The sequence below is a fragment of the Wenjunlia tyrosinilytica genome (genome assembly GCF_014646055.1).
Lineage (GTDB): Bacteria > Actinomycetota > Actinomycetes > Streptomycetales > Streptomycetaceae > Wenjunlia > Wenjunlia tyrosinilytica.
This window is the reverse complement of the sequence record NZ_BMMS01000022.1, coordinates 1-14,932: the sequence shown is the minus strand read 5'-3', so window position 1 is coordinate 14,932 and position 14,932 is coordinate 1. Positions and strand designations below refer to the sequence as shown.

Sequence of the window (14,932 nt, the reverse complement as noted above, 5' to 3'; positions counted from 1 at the left end):
TGGACGGGCCGGAGGTGAGCGGGGCGCTAGGCCAGATCCAGCAGGGTCCGCACCCGCTTGCCTCCGGCCGCTCGTTCGACCCGGACGTCCGAGCACAGGCGGGCGACGATCTCCATGCCATGGCCGCCGATCCTGTGGGGATCGGTGCGGAACGCGTGCGGCAGGACGCAGCTGGTGTCCCAGACGGTGATCTCGATGGCGTGCCCGAGATCGCGCAGGTCCAGCAGGCAGGGGCCGGGGGCATGCCGTCCGGCGTTGGTGACCAGTTCACTCACCACGAGCGGCAGGGTGTGCGCCACGCGCTCGGGGACGGGGGCGCCGTCGCGTCGTTCCAGACGGGCGAGGAAGTCCCTGGCGAGGTCGCGGGCGGAGGCGATGCTGCCGGGCTCTCCGCTGTAGTTCGCGTACATGTGCAACCCGGAAGCGGGGGCTGTGCGCGACCGTGTGACCGGCGGACCCGTCATCGTGCTCCCGCTTCCTGCCCTATCACCGTGCCATTCATCTTGCGGGCTCTACCCCGAAGCGGGACATGTATGTCACCCGTTTCACGGCAGCGTGAAGCGGCCCGGGTTGTCGAGGATCCGCCGGACGGTCGTCAGCCCGGCTCCGAGCAGCGGACCGCGCCGCCCGTGGGCCGACACCCTGAGCGCGTCGGCCTGCCAGGGGCGGACGGTGACCCGCCGCTCCAGTTCGCGCCGTATCCCGGGCATCAGCCACTCGCCCAGTTCGGCGTAAGCGCCGCCGAGCACCACGGCTGCCGGGTCGACCAGGTTGACGGCTCCGGCGAGAGCGGTGCCCATGGCCGTCGCGGCCCGCTCCAGCGCTGCCACCACTCGGGCGTCCCCGGCCCGGGCCCGTTCCCCGAGTGCGCCGACCGGGTCCATGGCCACTCCTTCCAGCCCGGCCCGCCGAAGGACCGCGGCCTCGCCCGCGTAGGTCTCCAGGCAGCCCCGGGCACCGCAGGCGCAAGGGGGTCCGTCCGGACGCACCGGCACATGCCCCAGCTCCCCCGCGAAGCCACGCGCCCCCCGGAAGAGGCGGCCGTCGATGACGAGGGCGGCGCCGATTCCGGCCTCCGCCGAGACATGGACGAAGTCGGGGCCCACCGACCGGCTCCACAGTTCGGCCAGCGCCCCCAGATTGGCCTCGTTCTCCACTTCGACGGGGAGCGTCCCCGGCCACAGGGGGACGACGGCTTCGTGACGCCAGCCGAGGTTGGGGGCATGCTCGACCGTCCCCGGCGCGCTGCCGACCAGACCCGGCACGGCCAGCACGGCCGCCACCGGCCGCAGGCCCTGACCCGACGCCTGCCGCACCACCTCGTCGGCCACCGCGGCGAGATCGGCCAGGACTTGGGCGGCGGCCCGCCCCCGGTTGGCCGCCGCCGTCCGCGACCACACCCTGGCCTCGCCCCGCAGATCGACCACGCACGCGCCCAGATGCTCCACTCCGACCTCGAGGCCCAGCCCCGCGGCACCCCGGTCGCTGACCGCCAGCGCGCTGCCGGGACGGCCGACCCGGCCGCCGGGCTCGGGCCCGGACTCGACGAGCAGGTCCGCACCCCGGAGTTCCTCGACCAGGCTGGAGACGGCGGCGCGGGTCAGCCCGGTGTGAGCCGCCACCCGTGCCCGGGAGAGCGGTCCTTGGTCGGCGACCGTGCGCAGCACCAGGGACAGGTTCTGCTGCCGCATACCGCGTTGGGAGGCGGGAGCGGTCCGGCCACCGGGCCGGTACTCGGCGGGACGGCGCGGTTTCGCGGCCGGGGCGGGCCCGTCCTGGTCGGCCATGGTTCAGTCTCGGCCGGGGAGGCCGGGAGCGGTGCGGAGCAGGCCCCCGGCACGCTCGAGCGCGTCGGCGATCCGCTCCAGCGCCTCGCTGTCCTTCGGCAGTGCTTCGAGCAGCGGCCCCCGCGCGGTCCCCCAGCGGCGGGCCACTTCGTCCGCGCGCTCGCCGGTGACCAGCCCGGCGGCCTGCGCCGCGGCTCCGAGCGCCACCAGTTCCCCGGCGGCGGGCACCCGCACCGGCCGCCCGGACAGCCGCCGTACGGTCCGCTGCCACGCGGCGCCCCGGGCGCCGCCGCCGATGAGCACGAGCGGGGTATCGGCGTCGGCGCTCTCCCCACCGGCCGTGAGCACGTCGTCCAGTGCCACGAGCAGCGAGTACGCCGCCCCGTCGTAGGCGGCCTGGAGGAGATGGCCCGCGGTCGTGTCGTGGCGCAGGCCGTGCATCAGCCCCGAGGCACAGGGGAGGTTGGGGGTGCGCTCGCCGTCGAGGTACGGCAGGACCACGGCGCTGCCGCCCGCCTCCACGGCCTCCCGGTCACGGCCCAGAGTCGAGGCGATGCGGTCCACGGCCACGGTGCAATTGAGCGTGCAGGCCAGCGGCAGCCAGCCGCCGAGCGCGTCCGCGAAACCGGCCACGGTGCCGGAGGGGTCCTGCGGGCGGCTCCTGGCGACGGTGTAGACCGTGCCCGAGGTGCCCAGGCTCAGGACCGGCACACCCCGCGCCAGACCGAGGCCCAGGGCGGCCGCCATGTTGTCGCCGGTGCCCGCCGCCACCGGGATGCCCTCGCGCAGAGGCCCATGACCGCGCACGGTGCCCGCCGCCGTTCCCGGCTCCACCACTCGCGGCAGCCAGGCCGGGTCGAGTTGCACATGGCGCAGGATCTCGGAGTCGTACCCCTGCGGGGTCCACCATCCGGTACCGGAGGCATCTCCCCGATCGGTGGCCGCGGCGCCGGTCAGCCGCTCGGTCAGATAGTCGTGGGGCAGCCGGATCGCGGCCACCCGGGCCGCCGCCTCGGGCTCCCGCTCGCGCAGCCAGCACCATTTGGCGGCGGTGAAGGCGGCGGTGGGAACGCTGCCGGTGCGCCGCGCCCACTCCCCCGCCCCCAGCCACTCGACCAGGGCGGCGGCCTGGGGCGCGGAACGGATGTCGTTCCACAGCAGCGCGGGACGCACCGGAGCGCCGTCGGCGTCGAGCGCGACCAGGCCGTGCTGCTGTCCGGCCACGGAGACCGCCTCGGCGCGGTCGGCATGGCCGGTCGCGGCCACCGCCTCACCGAGGGCCCGCCACCACCGCCGGGGGTCGCTCTCCTTGCCGCCGCCGGTGCTCACGGCGTGAGCGGCGCGGCCCTCACCCAGCACCTCGCCGCTTTCCAGGCCCACGGCGACGGCCTTCGTCGCCTGGGTGGAGCTGTCGACGCCGATGACCACCCGTTCAACGGCCATGCCTGCCTCCTGCGCTCGGCGGGTGGGCTTCCCCTCCCACTCGCCGCATACTAATTTGTTTTTCGCGTTTACGAATAGCCCCGGCAGCCCCGTCCCATTCCCCGGCGCCATCCCCTCGACCGCGCCTCCTTCGAAGCCATCCCCTTGATCGCCGCTCGAAGCCCCTTCGACGCCCCCTCGAAGCCGCCCCCTCGAAGCCCCCTCGGAGTCACCCCGTGACAGATCCCCTCGGCCCGGCCGTCCACCGCGCCCCCACCGGCCTCGCAGGTGCCGACGGCCTGACCCCGACCCCCGACGACCGCTTCACCTTCGGCCTGTGGACCGTCGGCTGGCAGGCGCGCGACCCCTTCGGTGAGGCGACCAGGCCGGCGCTCGACCCGGTGGAGGCCGTCCACCGCCTGGCCGAGCTGGGCGCCCACGGTGTGACCTTCCACGACGACGACCTCGTCCCGTTCGGCAGCACCGACAGCGAGCGCGCCAAGCACATCGAGCGCTTCCGGCGGGCCCTCATCGAGACGGGCATGTCCGTCCCGATGGCCACCACCAACCTCTTCACCCACCCCGTCTTCAAGGACGGCGCCTTCACCGCCAACGACCGCGACGTCCGCCGCTACGCCCTGCGCAAGACCATGCGCAACATCGACCTGGCGGCCGAGATGGGCGCCCGGATCTACGTCGCCTGGGGTGGCCGCGAAGGCAGCGAGTCGGGCGCCGCCAAGGACGTCCGCCACGCGCTGGACCGCCTCAAGGAAGCCTTCGACCTCCTCGCCGACCATGTGACCGGCCAGGGCTACGACCTGCGGTTCGCCATCGAACCGAAGCCCAACGAGCCCCGAGGCGACATCCTGCTGCCGACCGTCGGCCATGCCCTGGCCTTCATCGAGCGCCTGGAGCGTCCCGAACTGTTCGGCGTCAACCCCGAGGTCGGACACGAGCAGATGGCCGGGCTGAACTTCCCCCATGGCATCGCACAGGCCCTGTGGTCGGGAAAGCTCTTCCACATCGACCTCAACGGCCAGTCGGGCATCAAGTACGACCAGGACCTGCGCTTCGGCGCCGGTGATCTACGGCAGGCGTTCTGGCTCGTGGACCTGCTGGAGTCCGCCGGGTACACCGGTCCGCGCCACTTCGACTTCAAGCCGCCGCGCACCGAGGACTTCGACGGCGTGTGGGCCTCGGCGGCGGGCTGCATGCGCAACTACCTGGTGCTCAAGCGCAAGGCCGCCGCGTTCCGCGCCGACCCTCGGGTCCAGGAGGCGCTGCTGGCCTCCCGTCTGGACCAGCTGGCACGGCCCACCCTGCATGCCGGGGAGACCGCCGCCGTACTGCTCGCCGACACCTCCGCGTTCGAGGAGTTCGACATCGATGCGGCGGCCGCGCGGGGCATGGCCTTCGAACGCCTCGACCAGTTGGCGATGGACCACCTGCTGGGCGTCGCCGGCTAGACGTCGGCGGGACCTCGGCCGGGTGATCAGCACGCCCTGGAGGTCGGAGCAGGTGGTGTGCAGCCAGGCGTCACCCTGCTGGTGCGGCAGCGGGATACGGCCGAGGTCCGCCGTCCACTCGTCCGGCGCCGGGAGGTTCCCCGGGTCGCGGCCGTCCTTCGAGAACGAGCCGGAAGGCGGCGGGCCCGGGGACGGCGGCCCAGCAGACGACACCCCGGAAGAACGACACCCCGGAAGGCACCGCCGTCTAGAACACGACCAGCGAGCGGCCGCCGCGCCCGGCGAGCATCTGCTCGAAGGCGGCGGGGATGCGGTCGAGGGTGATCCGCTCGGTGACCATGCCGCTCAGGTCCAGCCGCCCGGCCCGCACATGCTCGGCGAGCACGGGCAGGTCGCGCGCCGGATCGCAGTTGCCGTAGACGCATCCGGAGAGCGTGCGGCCGTAGTGGAACAGTTCCAGCGCGGTGAACGACACCTGCTGGTCCTTGCCGCCGATGCCCACGACGATGGTGCGGCCGCCACGCCGGGTGGAGTCCCAGGCGGTGCGGATGGTCCCGGCGCGGCCGACGCACTCCACGGCGGCGTCCGCTCCATGCCCGTCGGTGAGCTTGCGGATCCGCTTGGCCGTGTCCTCCCCGGCGGTCACGAAGTCGGTGGCGCCCGCGGCCCGTGCCAGTTCCTCCTTGCCGTCGGAGACATCCACGGCTATCACGGCGCCCGCACCCGCGATCCGGGCCGCCTGGACGACGGAGAGGCCGACCCCGCCCACCCCGAGGACCACGACCGACTCGCCGGGCAGCACCCGGGCGGCGTGGTGGACGGCGCCGTAGCCGGTGAGGACCGCGCAGCCGAGCAGGGCGCCGTCGGTGAGCGGGACACCGTCCGGCAGGGGCAGTACCGAGTGGGCGGAGACGACGGTCTCCTCGGCGAACACCGCGGTGCCGAGTCCGGGGTACAGCTCCCGGCCGTCCTTGGAGCGGGCATAGGGTTCGGCGGCTCCGGCCAGGGCGTTGGCGCACAGCCATGGCTCGTCCAGGGCGCAGAAGTGGCAGTCCCCGCAGGAAGGCGCCCAGTTGAGGACCACGGCGTCGCCGGCGGCGATCCCGGTGACCCCCTCCCCCACGGAGGTCACCGTGCCCGCGCCTTCGTGGCCGAGGACGGCGGGCACCGGCTGGCGCAGGGTGCCATTGGACAACGAGAGATCGGAGTGGCACACGCCTGCTGCGGCGAGGCGGACTCCCACCTGCCCGGGGCCGGGCTCCGGGAGGTCGATCTCCGCGATCTCCAACGGGGCTCCGACGGCGGGCAGGACGGCGGCGCGGACCACGGATTCTCCTTGTGCGGCGGGTTGTTGCGGCGGGTAGCTGCGGCGGGAGGCCGGTACGTTCAGAACTGCAGGGACTTGGTCTGGAGGTACTCGGCCAGGCCGTGCGAGCCCAACTCCCTCCCGATGCCCGACTGCTTGTAGCCGCCGAAAGGGGCCAGCGGGTTGAAGCGGCCGCCGTTGATGTCGACCTGGCCGGTCTCCATCCGGCGGGCGAAGGCCACCGCCTCGCCCTCCTCCCTCGCCCACACCGCGCCCGCGAGGCCGTAGACGGTCCCGTTGGCGATGCGCAGCGCGTCGTCCTCGTCCTCGTACTTGATGACGGACAGGACGGGTCCGAAGATCTCCTCCTGGGCGATCACCATCTCGGGGGTGACATCGGCGAAGACGGTGGGGCTCACGTAGTAGCCGCGGTCCAGGCCGCCCGGGGCCCGCGGGCCGCCCGCGACGACGCGGGCGCCCTCCTCGACGCCCCTGGTGATGTAGCCGCGTACGCGGTCGCGCTGGGCCTCGCTGACCAGGGGCCCGACCCGGGTGTCCGGATCGCGCGGGTCACCGGGGACGTACTTGGCGGCCGCGGCGGCCGCGAGGTCCACGGCCTCGTCGTAGCGGTCGGCGTCGATGAGCATGCGGGTCCAGGCGCTGCACGTCTGGCCGGAGTTGGCGAAGACATTGGCGACGCCCACGTTGACCGCCTTGGCCAGGTCGGCGCCGGGCAGCACGACGTTCGCCGACTTTCCGCCCAGTTCCAGCGCGACCCGTTTCACCGAACCGCCCGCGATCGCGCCGATCCGCTTGCCGACGGCGGTCGAGCCGGTGAAGGAGAGCAGGTCCACTCCCTCGTGTTCGACCAGGGCCTGGCCCGCGACCGGTCCCAGGCCGGTGACGAGGTTGAACACCCCCGCCGGGAAGGCCGCTTCGTGCACGGCCTCGGCGAACAGCTGTGCGGTGAGCGGGGTGTTCTCGGCCGGCTTGAGGACGACCGAGCACCCGGCGGCCAGGGCGGGGGCGGCCTTCGCGACGATCTGGTGCAGCGGGTAGTTCCACGGGGTGATGGCGCCGACGACGCCCACCGGTTCCTGGACGACCGTGGAGTTGCCGACCTTCTCCTCGAACGGGTAGGTCTCCAGCAGTGCGGCGTAGGTGCCCGCCACCGCCGTCGGCAGGTCCGTCTGCACCTTGCGGGCGAAGGCCGTTGGGGCGCCGAGTTCGGAGGTGATGGTCTCGGTGAACTCCTCGCGGCGGGCGGCGAGTGCGTCGCGCAGGGCCGCGACCCTGGCCGCACGCTCGGCGGACGGTGTCGACGCCCAGCCGCGGAAGGCGTTTCGCGCCGCTCGTACGGCGGCGTCCACGTCCTCGGCGGTCCCGGCCGGGACATGGGCGATGACCTCCTCGTCCGCCGGGTTGACCACCGCGGTCGTGTCCTGCCCGGACGACGGCCGCCATTCCCCCTCGATGTACATCCCGTCGTGGGCCTTCATCGTCCTCCTCCGGCAGCGGCGGATCCGACTCGCGGCCACCAAGCTAGTCCGGAGCGTTTGCCCCCCACCAGAGCGCGGGGGGTGCCGCCGGTCACGTCCGAGGCGGGCGCGTGTGAGGCTCGGGGTTCCCTCGATCAGGTGCCGGGCCTGGGCGGGTGGCCCCGGTGAGCGTCGGAAGGGGCGACGAGAACCACTAAAATAGAAGAAATCGATCCATTCTCTTGACTCACTCCAAAATGGGCATAACGTTGGAAGTGGGCACATGGTGTGGCCTTTCGGGGCGGAGGTAAGGATCATGATGTACTCCGTCGGCCCAGACGACCGGCACTACGGCAACTCAGGCAGCCGCTCCCCGCGGGAAGCGGAGGTGGATCTCGGCGGTCGCCGGTCGAAGTCCTGGCCCTTGAGCTGGGCCCCCGAGGCCGCCTGCCAGGCCCGGCGGGCGATACGGCTGGAACTGTCGTCCTCCGGGGTGCCCGCCGAACTGATGGGAACCGCGGAACTGCTGGTCAGCGAGCTGGTCGCCAACGCCGTACGCCACGCCGCGGCTCCCCTGTCCCTGTCCGTCGTGCAAACGCGGATGATCCGCTGCTCGGTGGAGGACGGCTCCGCCGTGCTGCCGAAGATGCGCTCCTCCGGTGGGCAGGACGAGTGCGGCCGGGGCCTCGCCCTGGTCGACGAGCTGTCCCATCGCTGGGGCAGCTACCCGAGCACCCACGGCAAGACGACGTGGTTCGAACTGGAGGTCAGCCCTGGTGACAGACGCCCTTGAAACCGACGCGGACACCCGAGCCGCCACCAGCACCACCGGAACAGACACCGCCAGCACCGCCGACACCACCCGCACAGACACCACCGGCACCAACACCACCGCCGCCAACACCGACAAGCAGACGGGCCCGCGGTCGCACCGACGCCTGTCGGACGCCGCCGAGTACGGCCACCCGACCGCCACCGAGCCGATGGCACGAGCGGCCTCGACGCTGCGCCAGGCGGGCCTGAGGGTCACCGCGCAGCGCATGGCCGTCCTCATGGCCGTCGAGTCGCTGCCCGGCCACTGCGACGCGGACGCGGTCCGCTCGTGGGGACAGCGGGTGACCGGCCGCCTCTCTCTGCAGGCGACGTACAACGTGCTGCGGGTGCTCGCCGACGCGGGTCTCGTGCGCTGCACGCAGTTTCCCGGCCACCCCGCCCGCTTCGAGATCGAGCGGGGCGACAACCACCACCACTTCGTGTGCCGTGAGTGCGGCACGATCGTCGACACCGACTGCGTGGTCGGAGAGGCCCCCTGTATGCAGGCCAGTCTGCCGCCGTCCTATCTGGTGGACGAGGCGGCCGTGATGTTCTGGGGCATCTGCCCCGACTGCGGAGCCGCGTGACGAGCGGCGCCGGGCAAGACGCGCACGGGGGGTCCTCAGCGGGCGCGATCGATGTGGAAGTTGAAGTCCGCGTGGCCGTGGACACCCATGAGGCGCAGCCACAGCGGCAGCACCATCTCGGTGCCACGCGCGCCGGTGATGTCCCCCAGGTCGATGATCGCCTGCCGCGGCCAGCCGAACGACAGCAGCATCTCGACGGCGGCTTCCCTGGCCCCGGCGTCGTTCCCGCAGACGAAGACGTCGTGCTCACCCGGGATTCTGGCCGGATCCACCATGACCAGGCAGTTCATCGTGTTGAGGGTCTTGACGACCTTGGCGGCGGGGAAGGCGCGCTGGATCTGCTCGCCGAGGCTGTCCGTGTTCACGGGATCCAGCGAGGGCGGCATGCCGTGGGAGAAGTCGAGCGGATTGGACACGTCCAGGAGGACCTTGCCCGCCAGATGCTCCGCCCCGGCCGCCTCCAGCGCCTGGAGCGCGGCGATGCCGCTGGTCGCGTTGATGACCCTCTCGCCGAAGGCGGCCGCCTCTGCGAAGGGCAGCAGGCTCACCTCGGGGTGCTGTTCGTGCCACCGTGCGAAGGGCGGGTTGCCCATGGCGTCGGGCTCGGTGCGGGCGAGCGTGGCCCCGGGGTCGCGGGTGCCCACGGCGACCGGCTGCCCGAGGGCGTCGAGCTTGCCTGCGAGGGTCTGGCCGACCATGCCGGTGCCGAGGACGGCATAGCTCATGTGGGTCGGTCCTTTCGGGGTGGACGTCAGGGAGCCTCAGGGTTTTCATATCGTTTCAAACAGCCGCCACGCGTGTGCGAGGACACGCAGGAAGAGGGCCGACGACCGATGACACCGCACGCCGCACCCGCCGCCGACCGTGTCCCGCTGTTCGCCTACGGGACGCTCATGCACGGACACGGGAACCACGCGCTGGTGGAGAGCGCCGTCGAATCCGTGGAGCCCGCGGTGCTCCCCGGGGCCGCCATGTACGACGCGGGCCCGTACCCGTATGTGCTGCTCGGCGCCGCCGCGTCGGTCCGCGGTGAGCTGGTCCATCTGCGGGCGGACATCCACCGGACGGCGCTGGCCGCGCTGGACGAACTCGAGGGGTACATCGGCCCGAAGGATCCGGCGAACGACTACGAGCGCCTGATGTGCACGGTGCTGACGGACGACGGCATGAATGTGCGCGCCCTGGTGTACGTGGCGAGCGCCGCCGTCGAGCCGCGGGTCCGGCAGATGCCCCTCGTTCCCCGCGGCGACTGGGACGCGCACATGGCTGCCCAGCCCTGAGCCCTGTGCCCGGCGCCGGGCACCCGGCGCCATGGACGGCCGCGCGGCCTCACCCTCCCGCGGCGCGGCCCGACCCTCCCGCTCAGTCGCGGTACTTGCGGCCGCTGCGACTCGAGATGCGCTCCGCCAGGCGGCTCGGGGTCAGCCGGCCGAGGCCGACCAGAGTCCGGTACTGCCAGCCGGGGATGCTCACCACCCTGCCTCGCGCCACGTCCCGCAGGGCGGTGTCCACGACCTCCTGCGCCGACAGCCACAGCGGCCGGCCGACCCCTGAGACGTCCATGCCCGCGCGCTCGTGGAACTCGGTGCGGGTGAAGCCGGGGCACACAGCGGTGATCCGCACACCGGAGCCGGCCAGGTCCTGGGCGACACCCCGGCTGAAGCTCACCACCCAGGCCTTGCTCGCGCCGTAGGTGCCGCGGGCGAAGAACGCCGCCACCGAGGCGACATTGACGATGCCGCCGCGGCCTCGTTCGCGCATGCTCACCGCGGCGGCCGAGGTGAGCCGGAGCACGGCCTCGACATGGACGCGCAGCATCGCCAGCTCGTCCTCGACCGGCACCTTGAGGAACCCTCCGCGCTGCCCGAAGCCCGCGTTGTTGACCAGCAGGTCGACCGGCGCCTCCCGGTCGGCCAGGCGCGCCTCGACGGCCGCGATGCCCTCCTCGCCGGCCAGGTCGGCGGGCAGGGCCTCGACGTCGACGCCGAACTCCTCGCGCAGCCGCCGAGCCGTCTCGTCCAGGCGTGGGGACTGCCGGGCGACGAGGACCAGGGCATGGCCGTCGGAGGCGAGGCGGCGGGCGAAGGCGGCACCGATCCCGGCGGTGGCGCCGGTGATGAGGGCAGTTGTCATGGCAGCACCGTAGCCCGTGGGGCCGGCGGTCACGGTCGCGAGCCGTCCCCGCCCGGCTCCCGTCCCCGCGCCCAGGTGTCCAGCGCCTCGAAGTCCGCATCGGTCAGGCCGATGCGGGGATCCACCCGGTGCAGCAGCGCCTCACCGCCGTGGTGCCCGGCGACCCATGCCCGGTCCGGGTCGCCGAGCTCGTCGTCCACCCAGGCGAATGGGCGGCCGGCGGCGTACTCGACCAGGTGCCTGGTCTTCCAGTGGACCCCGTTCTCGTCGACCGCGAACATCTCCGGCCACGCGATGAACGGCAGCTCGGGCAGGCCGAGCTGCGGGCTGATCCACCGGTTCGCCTCATCCATCCACGTCGTGGCCCACACCAGCTCGTACGGCAGGGCGAGCAGGAGGGGGCCATGGGCGGGGTTGAGCCACACACGCAGCGGCTTCAGCCCCGGCGCGTCCCAGCCGTTGGGCCGCATCCGGTGGGTGGCGTACCCTTCCGGGCGCCGCTCGGGCGGGGCCGCGAACGGGTTGAGGACTCCGTCGACGTCGAGGAGCAGCAGCGGACGGGGCACCGCTCGTCCTCCTCGCCTCGGGGGTCAGCGTCGGGTGAAGCGCCAGGTCTTGCTGTCGAACGCCGCGCAGATGCTCGGCGACACGACTATGACCCGCAATGTACCGCTGCGGCGGTCGTAGTCGATGCCCTCCGCCTCGAAGGACCCCGAGCAGCCGCTCCTGAGCGGCAGTTGCCGAAGCGCGGTGACATGCCCGGTGACGTCGGAGCCGGACAGCGCGGAGGACAGGTCGATCTGCAGGAGGGGCTTGGTGATCCCGAACAGGCTGCCCTCGGGGTCGTCGGAGGAGCACAGCAAAGTGGTCGCGCTGGAGAAGTCGCAGCCCTGGACGTCCCGGACGGGGTGGTCGAGGTTGATCGTGGAGGCGTACGGCAGGTTGGCGGAGGGCGAGGTGGCGGAGTTGACCCCGGGGGTCGGGTAGACCAGCAGGCGGCTCTTGGTGCCGAACTCGCCGGAGACCATCCACTGCCCGTCGGGGGTGATGGTGTCGAAGGAGTTCTCCTTGTCCTCCCAGGACTCCAGCCTGTGGGTGTACTCGGCCCAACTGCCGTCGGGCGCCTGCACGCGGAACATCTTGGAGCCGCCGTCGTCGCGCTGGTACGGCTCGATGTAGTAGCCGTTGTAGGAGGCGTCCGGGTCTCCGACGTGGTTCCAGCCCCGGCTGCTGACACCGGAGGGGATGGTGCCGACTCCGGTGTACCGGTTCGGGCTGTTGGCGGGCACCTCGACCGACGCCAGCCCCTGACTTTCCGTCAGCGGTCTGACCCGGTCGGAGCCGGTCTCCGCCCAGTTGTCGGCGGCGGACGCCGATCCGGCAGCGGCGCCGGCGATGCCGAAGACCATGACGGCGAGAGTGCCAAGTGCCGCGCGGCGGCGCGCTGTCCGTCGCGAGCGGCGCATGCTCTGCCCCATCGCTTCCTCCAGGGTTGCGGGTTCGCGGTCCAGGGATCCCGGGACCGCGAGCAACTCTCGGGGCAGGGCATGTACAGGTCAAGTATGTGGGGCGACCCAATGCTGTCGGGAGGCGGTGGGCGGGCTTCACCCCCGGGCGCGAGGTCTCGCGAGGTGGTGCGGGCGGTGGTATGCACCGCGCAACCACTCTTCGCGCGCGCTCTTCCAATCGAGTGATACGCCGTCAATCCCATTGCCGACCATGCCACTTTAGTGGATTACTGGTCTCAACCAATCCGGTAGGCCGCCCATCCTCTCCGGGGGAGTGGCAGTCGGCCTACCCATCGCCGGCCCGATGGTCCATCAGGCGGCGCTGCGGCCGCGGTGCTCGACGGGTACTCCCGCGGCAGCGGACTCCGACCGGCCGGTGCCGCTCATCGGCACCGACTGGTGAGGCGGCTCTCGCGATCTCGTCCGGGGGCGCCATGGCACTCGTCCGCATCCAGTGGTCCACGATCGGCACCCGCGCCCTCGCCGTGGGACCGGGCCCGGCACCGGCCGGGAAGCCGTCCGCGGTTCCCGCCGCCGCGCGGGGCAGGCCCCCGGCTTCCGGATTCCACGGGCCACGCCCAGGACCGGCGCCGCAGGCGGCGACATCTCCGACAACTCCGGCGCGGTGACGCTGCCGGCCAGTGGCGACACCGCCAACTCCCCGGACCACCGCGCCCCGTCCGGCAGCGTGCCCGGCTGCACCGGCTGACAACCCCCGGCCGCCCGGGGCCGGGCTCGCGCCCGTCGCGAGCCCTGCTCGGCACCACGGCGGCGACGGCGGCCGTCCGGCCGCGGTCGCCCTTGCCCACCACCTGCTCGACGAGACTTCACCTCAAGGAGACAGCCATGCCCATCAGCCCGAATTCGGGGTCGACCGGCGGTGGGAACACCGTCACCATCACCGGCACCAACCTCGCGGGGCCCCCGCCGTGCACTTCGGTTCCAAACTCGCCACCATTACCGCCAACACCCCGACGTCGGTCACCGTGACCTCGCCTTCCGGCACCGGCACGGTCGGAGTCACGGTGACGACCCCCGGCGGCACGAGCAACCCCGTGCCGTTCTTCTACATCGGCGCGCCGTTCAAGTCCGGCCTGAGCCAGGCCTCCGGGCCCCTCGCGGGCGGCAACACCATCTCCATCAGCGGAAGCGGCCTGTCCACCGCCACCGCGGTGCACTTCGGCGCGGCCACCGCGACGCCGACCGTGGTGAGCGACAGCCAGTTGACGGTCACGGTGCCGGCGGGTGCCGCCGCCGGCGCCGTGGGCGTCAGCGTGACCACGACCGGCGGCACGAACAACGGCCTTTCCTACGCATATGTCGACGTCCCCACGGTCGGCACTCCGGTGCCCGCGTCCGGTCCGACCTCCGGCGGTACCGCGGTGACCATTCCCGGCACCGGCCTCACCACCACCCAGTCGGTGACATTCGACGGGACACCGGCGCCGTTCTCCGTCATCTCGGACACCAGTATCTCCGCGGTCACCCCTCCGGGAGCCGCGGGGGCCGTGGATGTCACCGTCACCACCGACGGCGGCAGCGCCACCGCCGCCGGTGCCTTCACCTATGTGGCCGGATCTGGCATCTGACCGGCCGTCCGGGCCACTGACGGCCTGGTCCGGAGCCCGACCAGGGTCACGCGACCGGGCCGCGGACGGCCTGCCCGGGCGGGGGCGGCCCCCCCTCTCCCGCCCGGGCGGGTTCTCCCACGTTCCGACGAGCCCCCGCCCCTGCCTCGTGGGCGTCCGGGAGCACACCCTTCGAAGGGATCTGGCCGTGAGCCATTCCGCCAACTCGCCGACCGAATCCGCGAAGCAGCCACTGCTCGTCGCCGCGCCCACCGTGACCTCGGTCTCGCCCACCTCGGGGTCCGCCGCGGGCGGCACCGCCGTCACCGTCTTCGGCACCGGATTCAGCGGTGCCACCAATGTGCGGTTCGGCGCCACGTCGGCGCCCTCGTTCACGGTCAACTCCAACACGCAGATCACGGCCGTCTCCCCCGCGGGAACGGGCACGGTGCAGGTCACCGTCACCGGGCCGGGAGGCACCAGCTCGCAATTTGCGATCTACACCTATGTCAGCGCGCCCGTGCCCACCCTGAGCACCGTCAGTCCCGCCTCCGGCCCCGCCGCAGGGGGCACCGGCGTGACCCTCACCGGCACCGGCTTCNCCCCCGCCGGAACCGGCACCGTCCAAGTCACCGTCACCACCCCCGGCGGCACCACCAACGGCCAGCCCTACACCTACACCACCACCCCAGTACCCACCCTCACCACCATCACCCCCACCACCGGCCCCACCACTGGCGGCACCACCATCACCCTCACCGGCACCGGCTTCACCAGCGCGACCGCCGTCCGCTTCGGCACCACAACCGCGACATCCTTCACAATCGTCTCCGACACCCACATCTCGGCCGTCTCCCCCGCCGG

General features: G+C 72.6%; 14 protein-coding genes and 1 pseudogene. 6 read left to right on the top strand and 9 right to left on the bottom strand.

Annotated features, from left to right (window positions below):
• Nucleotides 1-26: 26 nt before the first annotated feature.
• The 3 genes from IEY86_RS23630 to xylB all read right to left on the bottom strand — a co-directional run bounded on the left by IEY86_RS23630 (nucleotide 27) and on the right by xylB (nucleotide 3,230).
• Nucleotides 27-410, bottom strand: a complete 384-nt coding sequence (locus IEY86_RS23630) for an ATP-binding protein (protein WP_229698694.1) — start codon at nucleotides 408-410, stop codon at nucleotides 27-29.
• A 135-nt stretch (nucleotides 411-545) separates the two neighbouring features.
• A complete protein-coding gene (locus IEY86_RS23625; RefSeq protein ID WP_189133838.1) occupies nucleotides 546-1,787 on the bottom strand; it encodes an ROK family transcriptional regulator in 1,242 nt (413 codons plus the stop codon).
• Nucleotides 1,788-1,790: 3 nt separating this feature from the next.
• A complete protein-coding gene (xylB, locus tag IEY86_RS23620) occupies nucleotides 1,791-3,230 on the bottom strand; it encodes a xylulokinase (RefSeq protein WP_189133837.1) in 1,440 nt (479 codons plus the stop codon).
• A 278-nt stretch (nucleotides 3,231-3,508) separates the two neighbouring features.
• Between xylB and xylA the strand changes: the two genes are divergently transcribed.
• A complete protein-coding gene (gene xylA / locus IEY86_RS23615) occupies nucleotides 3,509-4,675 on the top strand; it encodes a xylose isomerase (RefSeq protein ID WP_189133938.1) in 1,167 nt (388 codons plus the stop codon).
• Between the two features lie 247 nt (nucleotides 4,676-4,922).
• Here xylA and IEY86_RS23610 read toward each other — a convergent pair whose 3' ends face one another.
• Complete coding sequence (locus IEY86_RS23610) at nucleotides 4,923-6,002, bottom strand: Zn-dependent alcohol dehydrogenase (RefSeq protein ID WP_189133836.1); 1,080 nt, start codon at nucleotides 6,000-6,002, stop codon at nucleotides 4,923-4,925.
• Nucleotides 6,003-6,061: 59 nt separating this feature from the next.
• Nucleotides 6,062-7,480, bottom strand: a complete 1,419-nt coding sequence (locus IEY86_RS23605) for an aldehyde dehydrogenase family protein (protein WP_189133835.1) — start codon at nucleotides 7,478-7,480, stop codon at nucleotides 6,062-6,064.
• Between the two features lie 295 nt (nucleotides 7,481-7,775).
• Between IEY86_RS23605 and IEY86_RS23600 the strand changes: the two genes are divergently transcribed.
• Nucleotides 7,776-8,252, top strand: coding sequence for an ATP-binding protein (locus IEY86_RS23600; protein ID WP_189133834.1), 477 nt, complete (start codon nucleotides 7,776-7,778; stop codon nucleotides 8,250-8,252).
• The gene (locus IEY86_RS23595) at nucleotides 8,236-8,859 is read left to right on the top strand and encodes a Fur family transcriptional regulator (protein ID WP_308425165.1); all 624 of its coding nucleotides are present in this window, start codon (nucleotides 8,236-8,238) and stop codon (nucleotides 8,857-8,859) included. The genes IEY86_RS23600 and IEY86_RS23595 overlap by 17 nt, the downstream gene beginning before the upstream one ends.
• A 35-nt stretch (nucleotides 8,860-8,894) precedes the next feature.
• Here the strand turns inward: IEY86_RS23595 and IEY86_RS23590 are convergent, their stop codons facing one another.
• The gene (locus IEY86_RS23590; protein ID WP_189133833.1) at nucleotides 8,895-9,584 is read right to left on the bottom strand and encodes an NADPH-dependent F420 reductase; all 690 of its coding nucleotides are present in this window, start codon (nucleotides 9,582-9,584) and stop codon (nucleotides 8,895-8,897) included.
• Between the two features lie 108 nt (nucleotides 9,585-9,692).
• Between IEY86_RS23590 and IEY86_RS23585 the strand changes: the two genes are divergently transcribed.
• Nucleotides 9,693-10,139: a gamma-glutamylcyclotransferase family protein gene (locus tag IEY86_RS23585; RefSeq protein ID WP_189133832.1), complete on the top strand. Its 447-nt coding sequence runs from the start codon at nucleotides 9,693-9,695 to the stop codon at nucleotides 10,137-10,139.
• Nucleotides 10,140-10,221: 82 nt separating this feature from the next.
• Here the strand turns inward: IEY86_RS23585 and IEY86_RS23580 are convergent, their stop codons facing one another.
• From IEY86_RS23580 to IEY86_RS23570, 3 genes are read right to left on the bottom strand one after another with little or no spacing between them, the layout of a single operon-like run.
• Nucleotides 10,222-10,992: an SDR family NAD(P)-dependent oxidoreductase gene (locus tag IEY86_RS23580; protein ID WP_189133831.1), complete on the bottom strand. Its 771-nt coding sequence runs from the start codon at nucleotides 10,990-10,992 to the stop codon at nucleotides 10,222-10,224.
• 29 nt (nucleotides 10,993-11,021) lie between these two features.
• Nucleotides 11,022-11,558 carry an HAD domain-containing protein gene (locus IEY86_RS23575; protein WP_189133830.1) on the bottom strand — a complete coding sequence of 179 codons (537 nt, stop codon included), beginning with the start codon at nucleotides 11,556-11,558 and terminating at the stop codon, nucleotides 11,022-11,024.
• Nucleotides 11,559-11,582: 24 nt separating this feature from the next.
• Nucleotides 11,583-12,470: a hypothetical protein gene (locus IEY86_RS23570; protein WP_373287082.1), complete on the bottom strand. Its 888-nt coding sequence runs from the start codon at nucleotides 12,468-12,470 to the stop codon at nucleotides 11,583-11,585.
• Between the two features lie 876 nt (nucleotides 12,471-13,346).
• Between IEY86_RS23570 and IEY86_RS23565 the strand changes: the two are divergent.
• Both IEY86_RS23565 and IEY86_RS23560 read left to right on the top strand, forming a co-directional pair.
• A pseudogene (locus IEY86_RS23565) lies at nucleotides 13,347-14,089 on the top strand (IPT/TIG domain-containing protein).
• A partial coding sequence (locus IEY86_RS23560) for an IPT/TIG domain-containing protein (protein WP_189133829.1) occupies nucleotides 14,013-14,932 on the top strand: 920 nt, incomplete at its 3' end. The pseudogene IEY86_RS23565 and the gene IEY86_RS23560, both read left to right, overlap by 77 nt.

Coding starts and splice junctions, on each gene's coding strand:
- IEY86_RS23630 (WP_229698694.1), bottom strand. CDS start 410: ATGTACGCGAACTACAGCGGAGAGCCCGGCAGCATCGCCTCCGCCCGC.
- IEY86_RS23625 (WP_189133838.1), bottom strand. CDS start 1,787: ATGGCCGACCAGGACGGGCCCGCCCCGGCCGCGAAACCGCGCCGTCCC.
- xylB (WP_189133837.1), bottom strand. CDS start 3,230: ATGGCCGTTGAACGGGTGGTCATCGGCGTCGACAGCTCCACCCAGGCG.
- IEY86_RS23605 (WP_189133835.1), bottom strand. CDS start 7,480: ATGAAGGCCCACGACGGGATGTACATCGAGGGGGAATGGCGGCCGTCG.
- IEY86_RS23600 (WP_189133834.1), top strand. CDS start 7,776: ATGATGTACTCCGTCGGCCCAGACGACCGGCACTACGGCAACTCAGGC.
- IEY86_RS23590 (WP_189133833.1), bottom strand. CDS start 9,584: ATGAGCTATGCCGTCCTCGGCACCGGCATGGTCGGCCAGACCCTCGCA.
- IEY86_RS23585 (WP_189133832.1), top strand. CDS start 9,693: ATGACACCGCACGCCGCACCCGCCGCCGACCGTGTCCCGCTGTTCGCC.
- IEY86_RS23580 (WP_189133831.1), bottom strand. CDS start 10,992: ATGACAACTGCCCTCATCACCGGCGCCACCGCCGGGATCGGTGCCGCC.
- IEY86_RS23570 (WP_373287082.1), bottom strand. CDS start 12,470: ATGGGGCAGAGCATGCGCCGCTCGCGACGGACAGCGCGCCGCCGCGCG.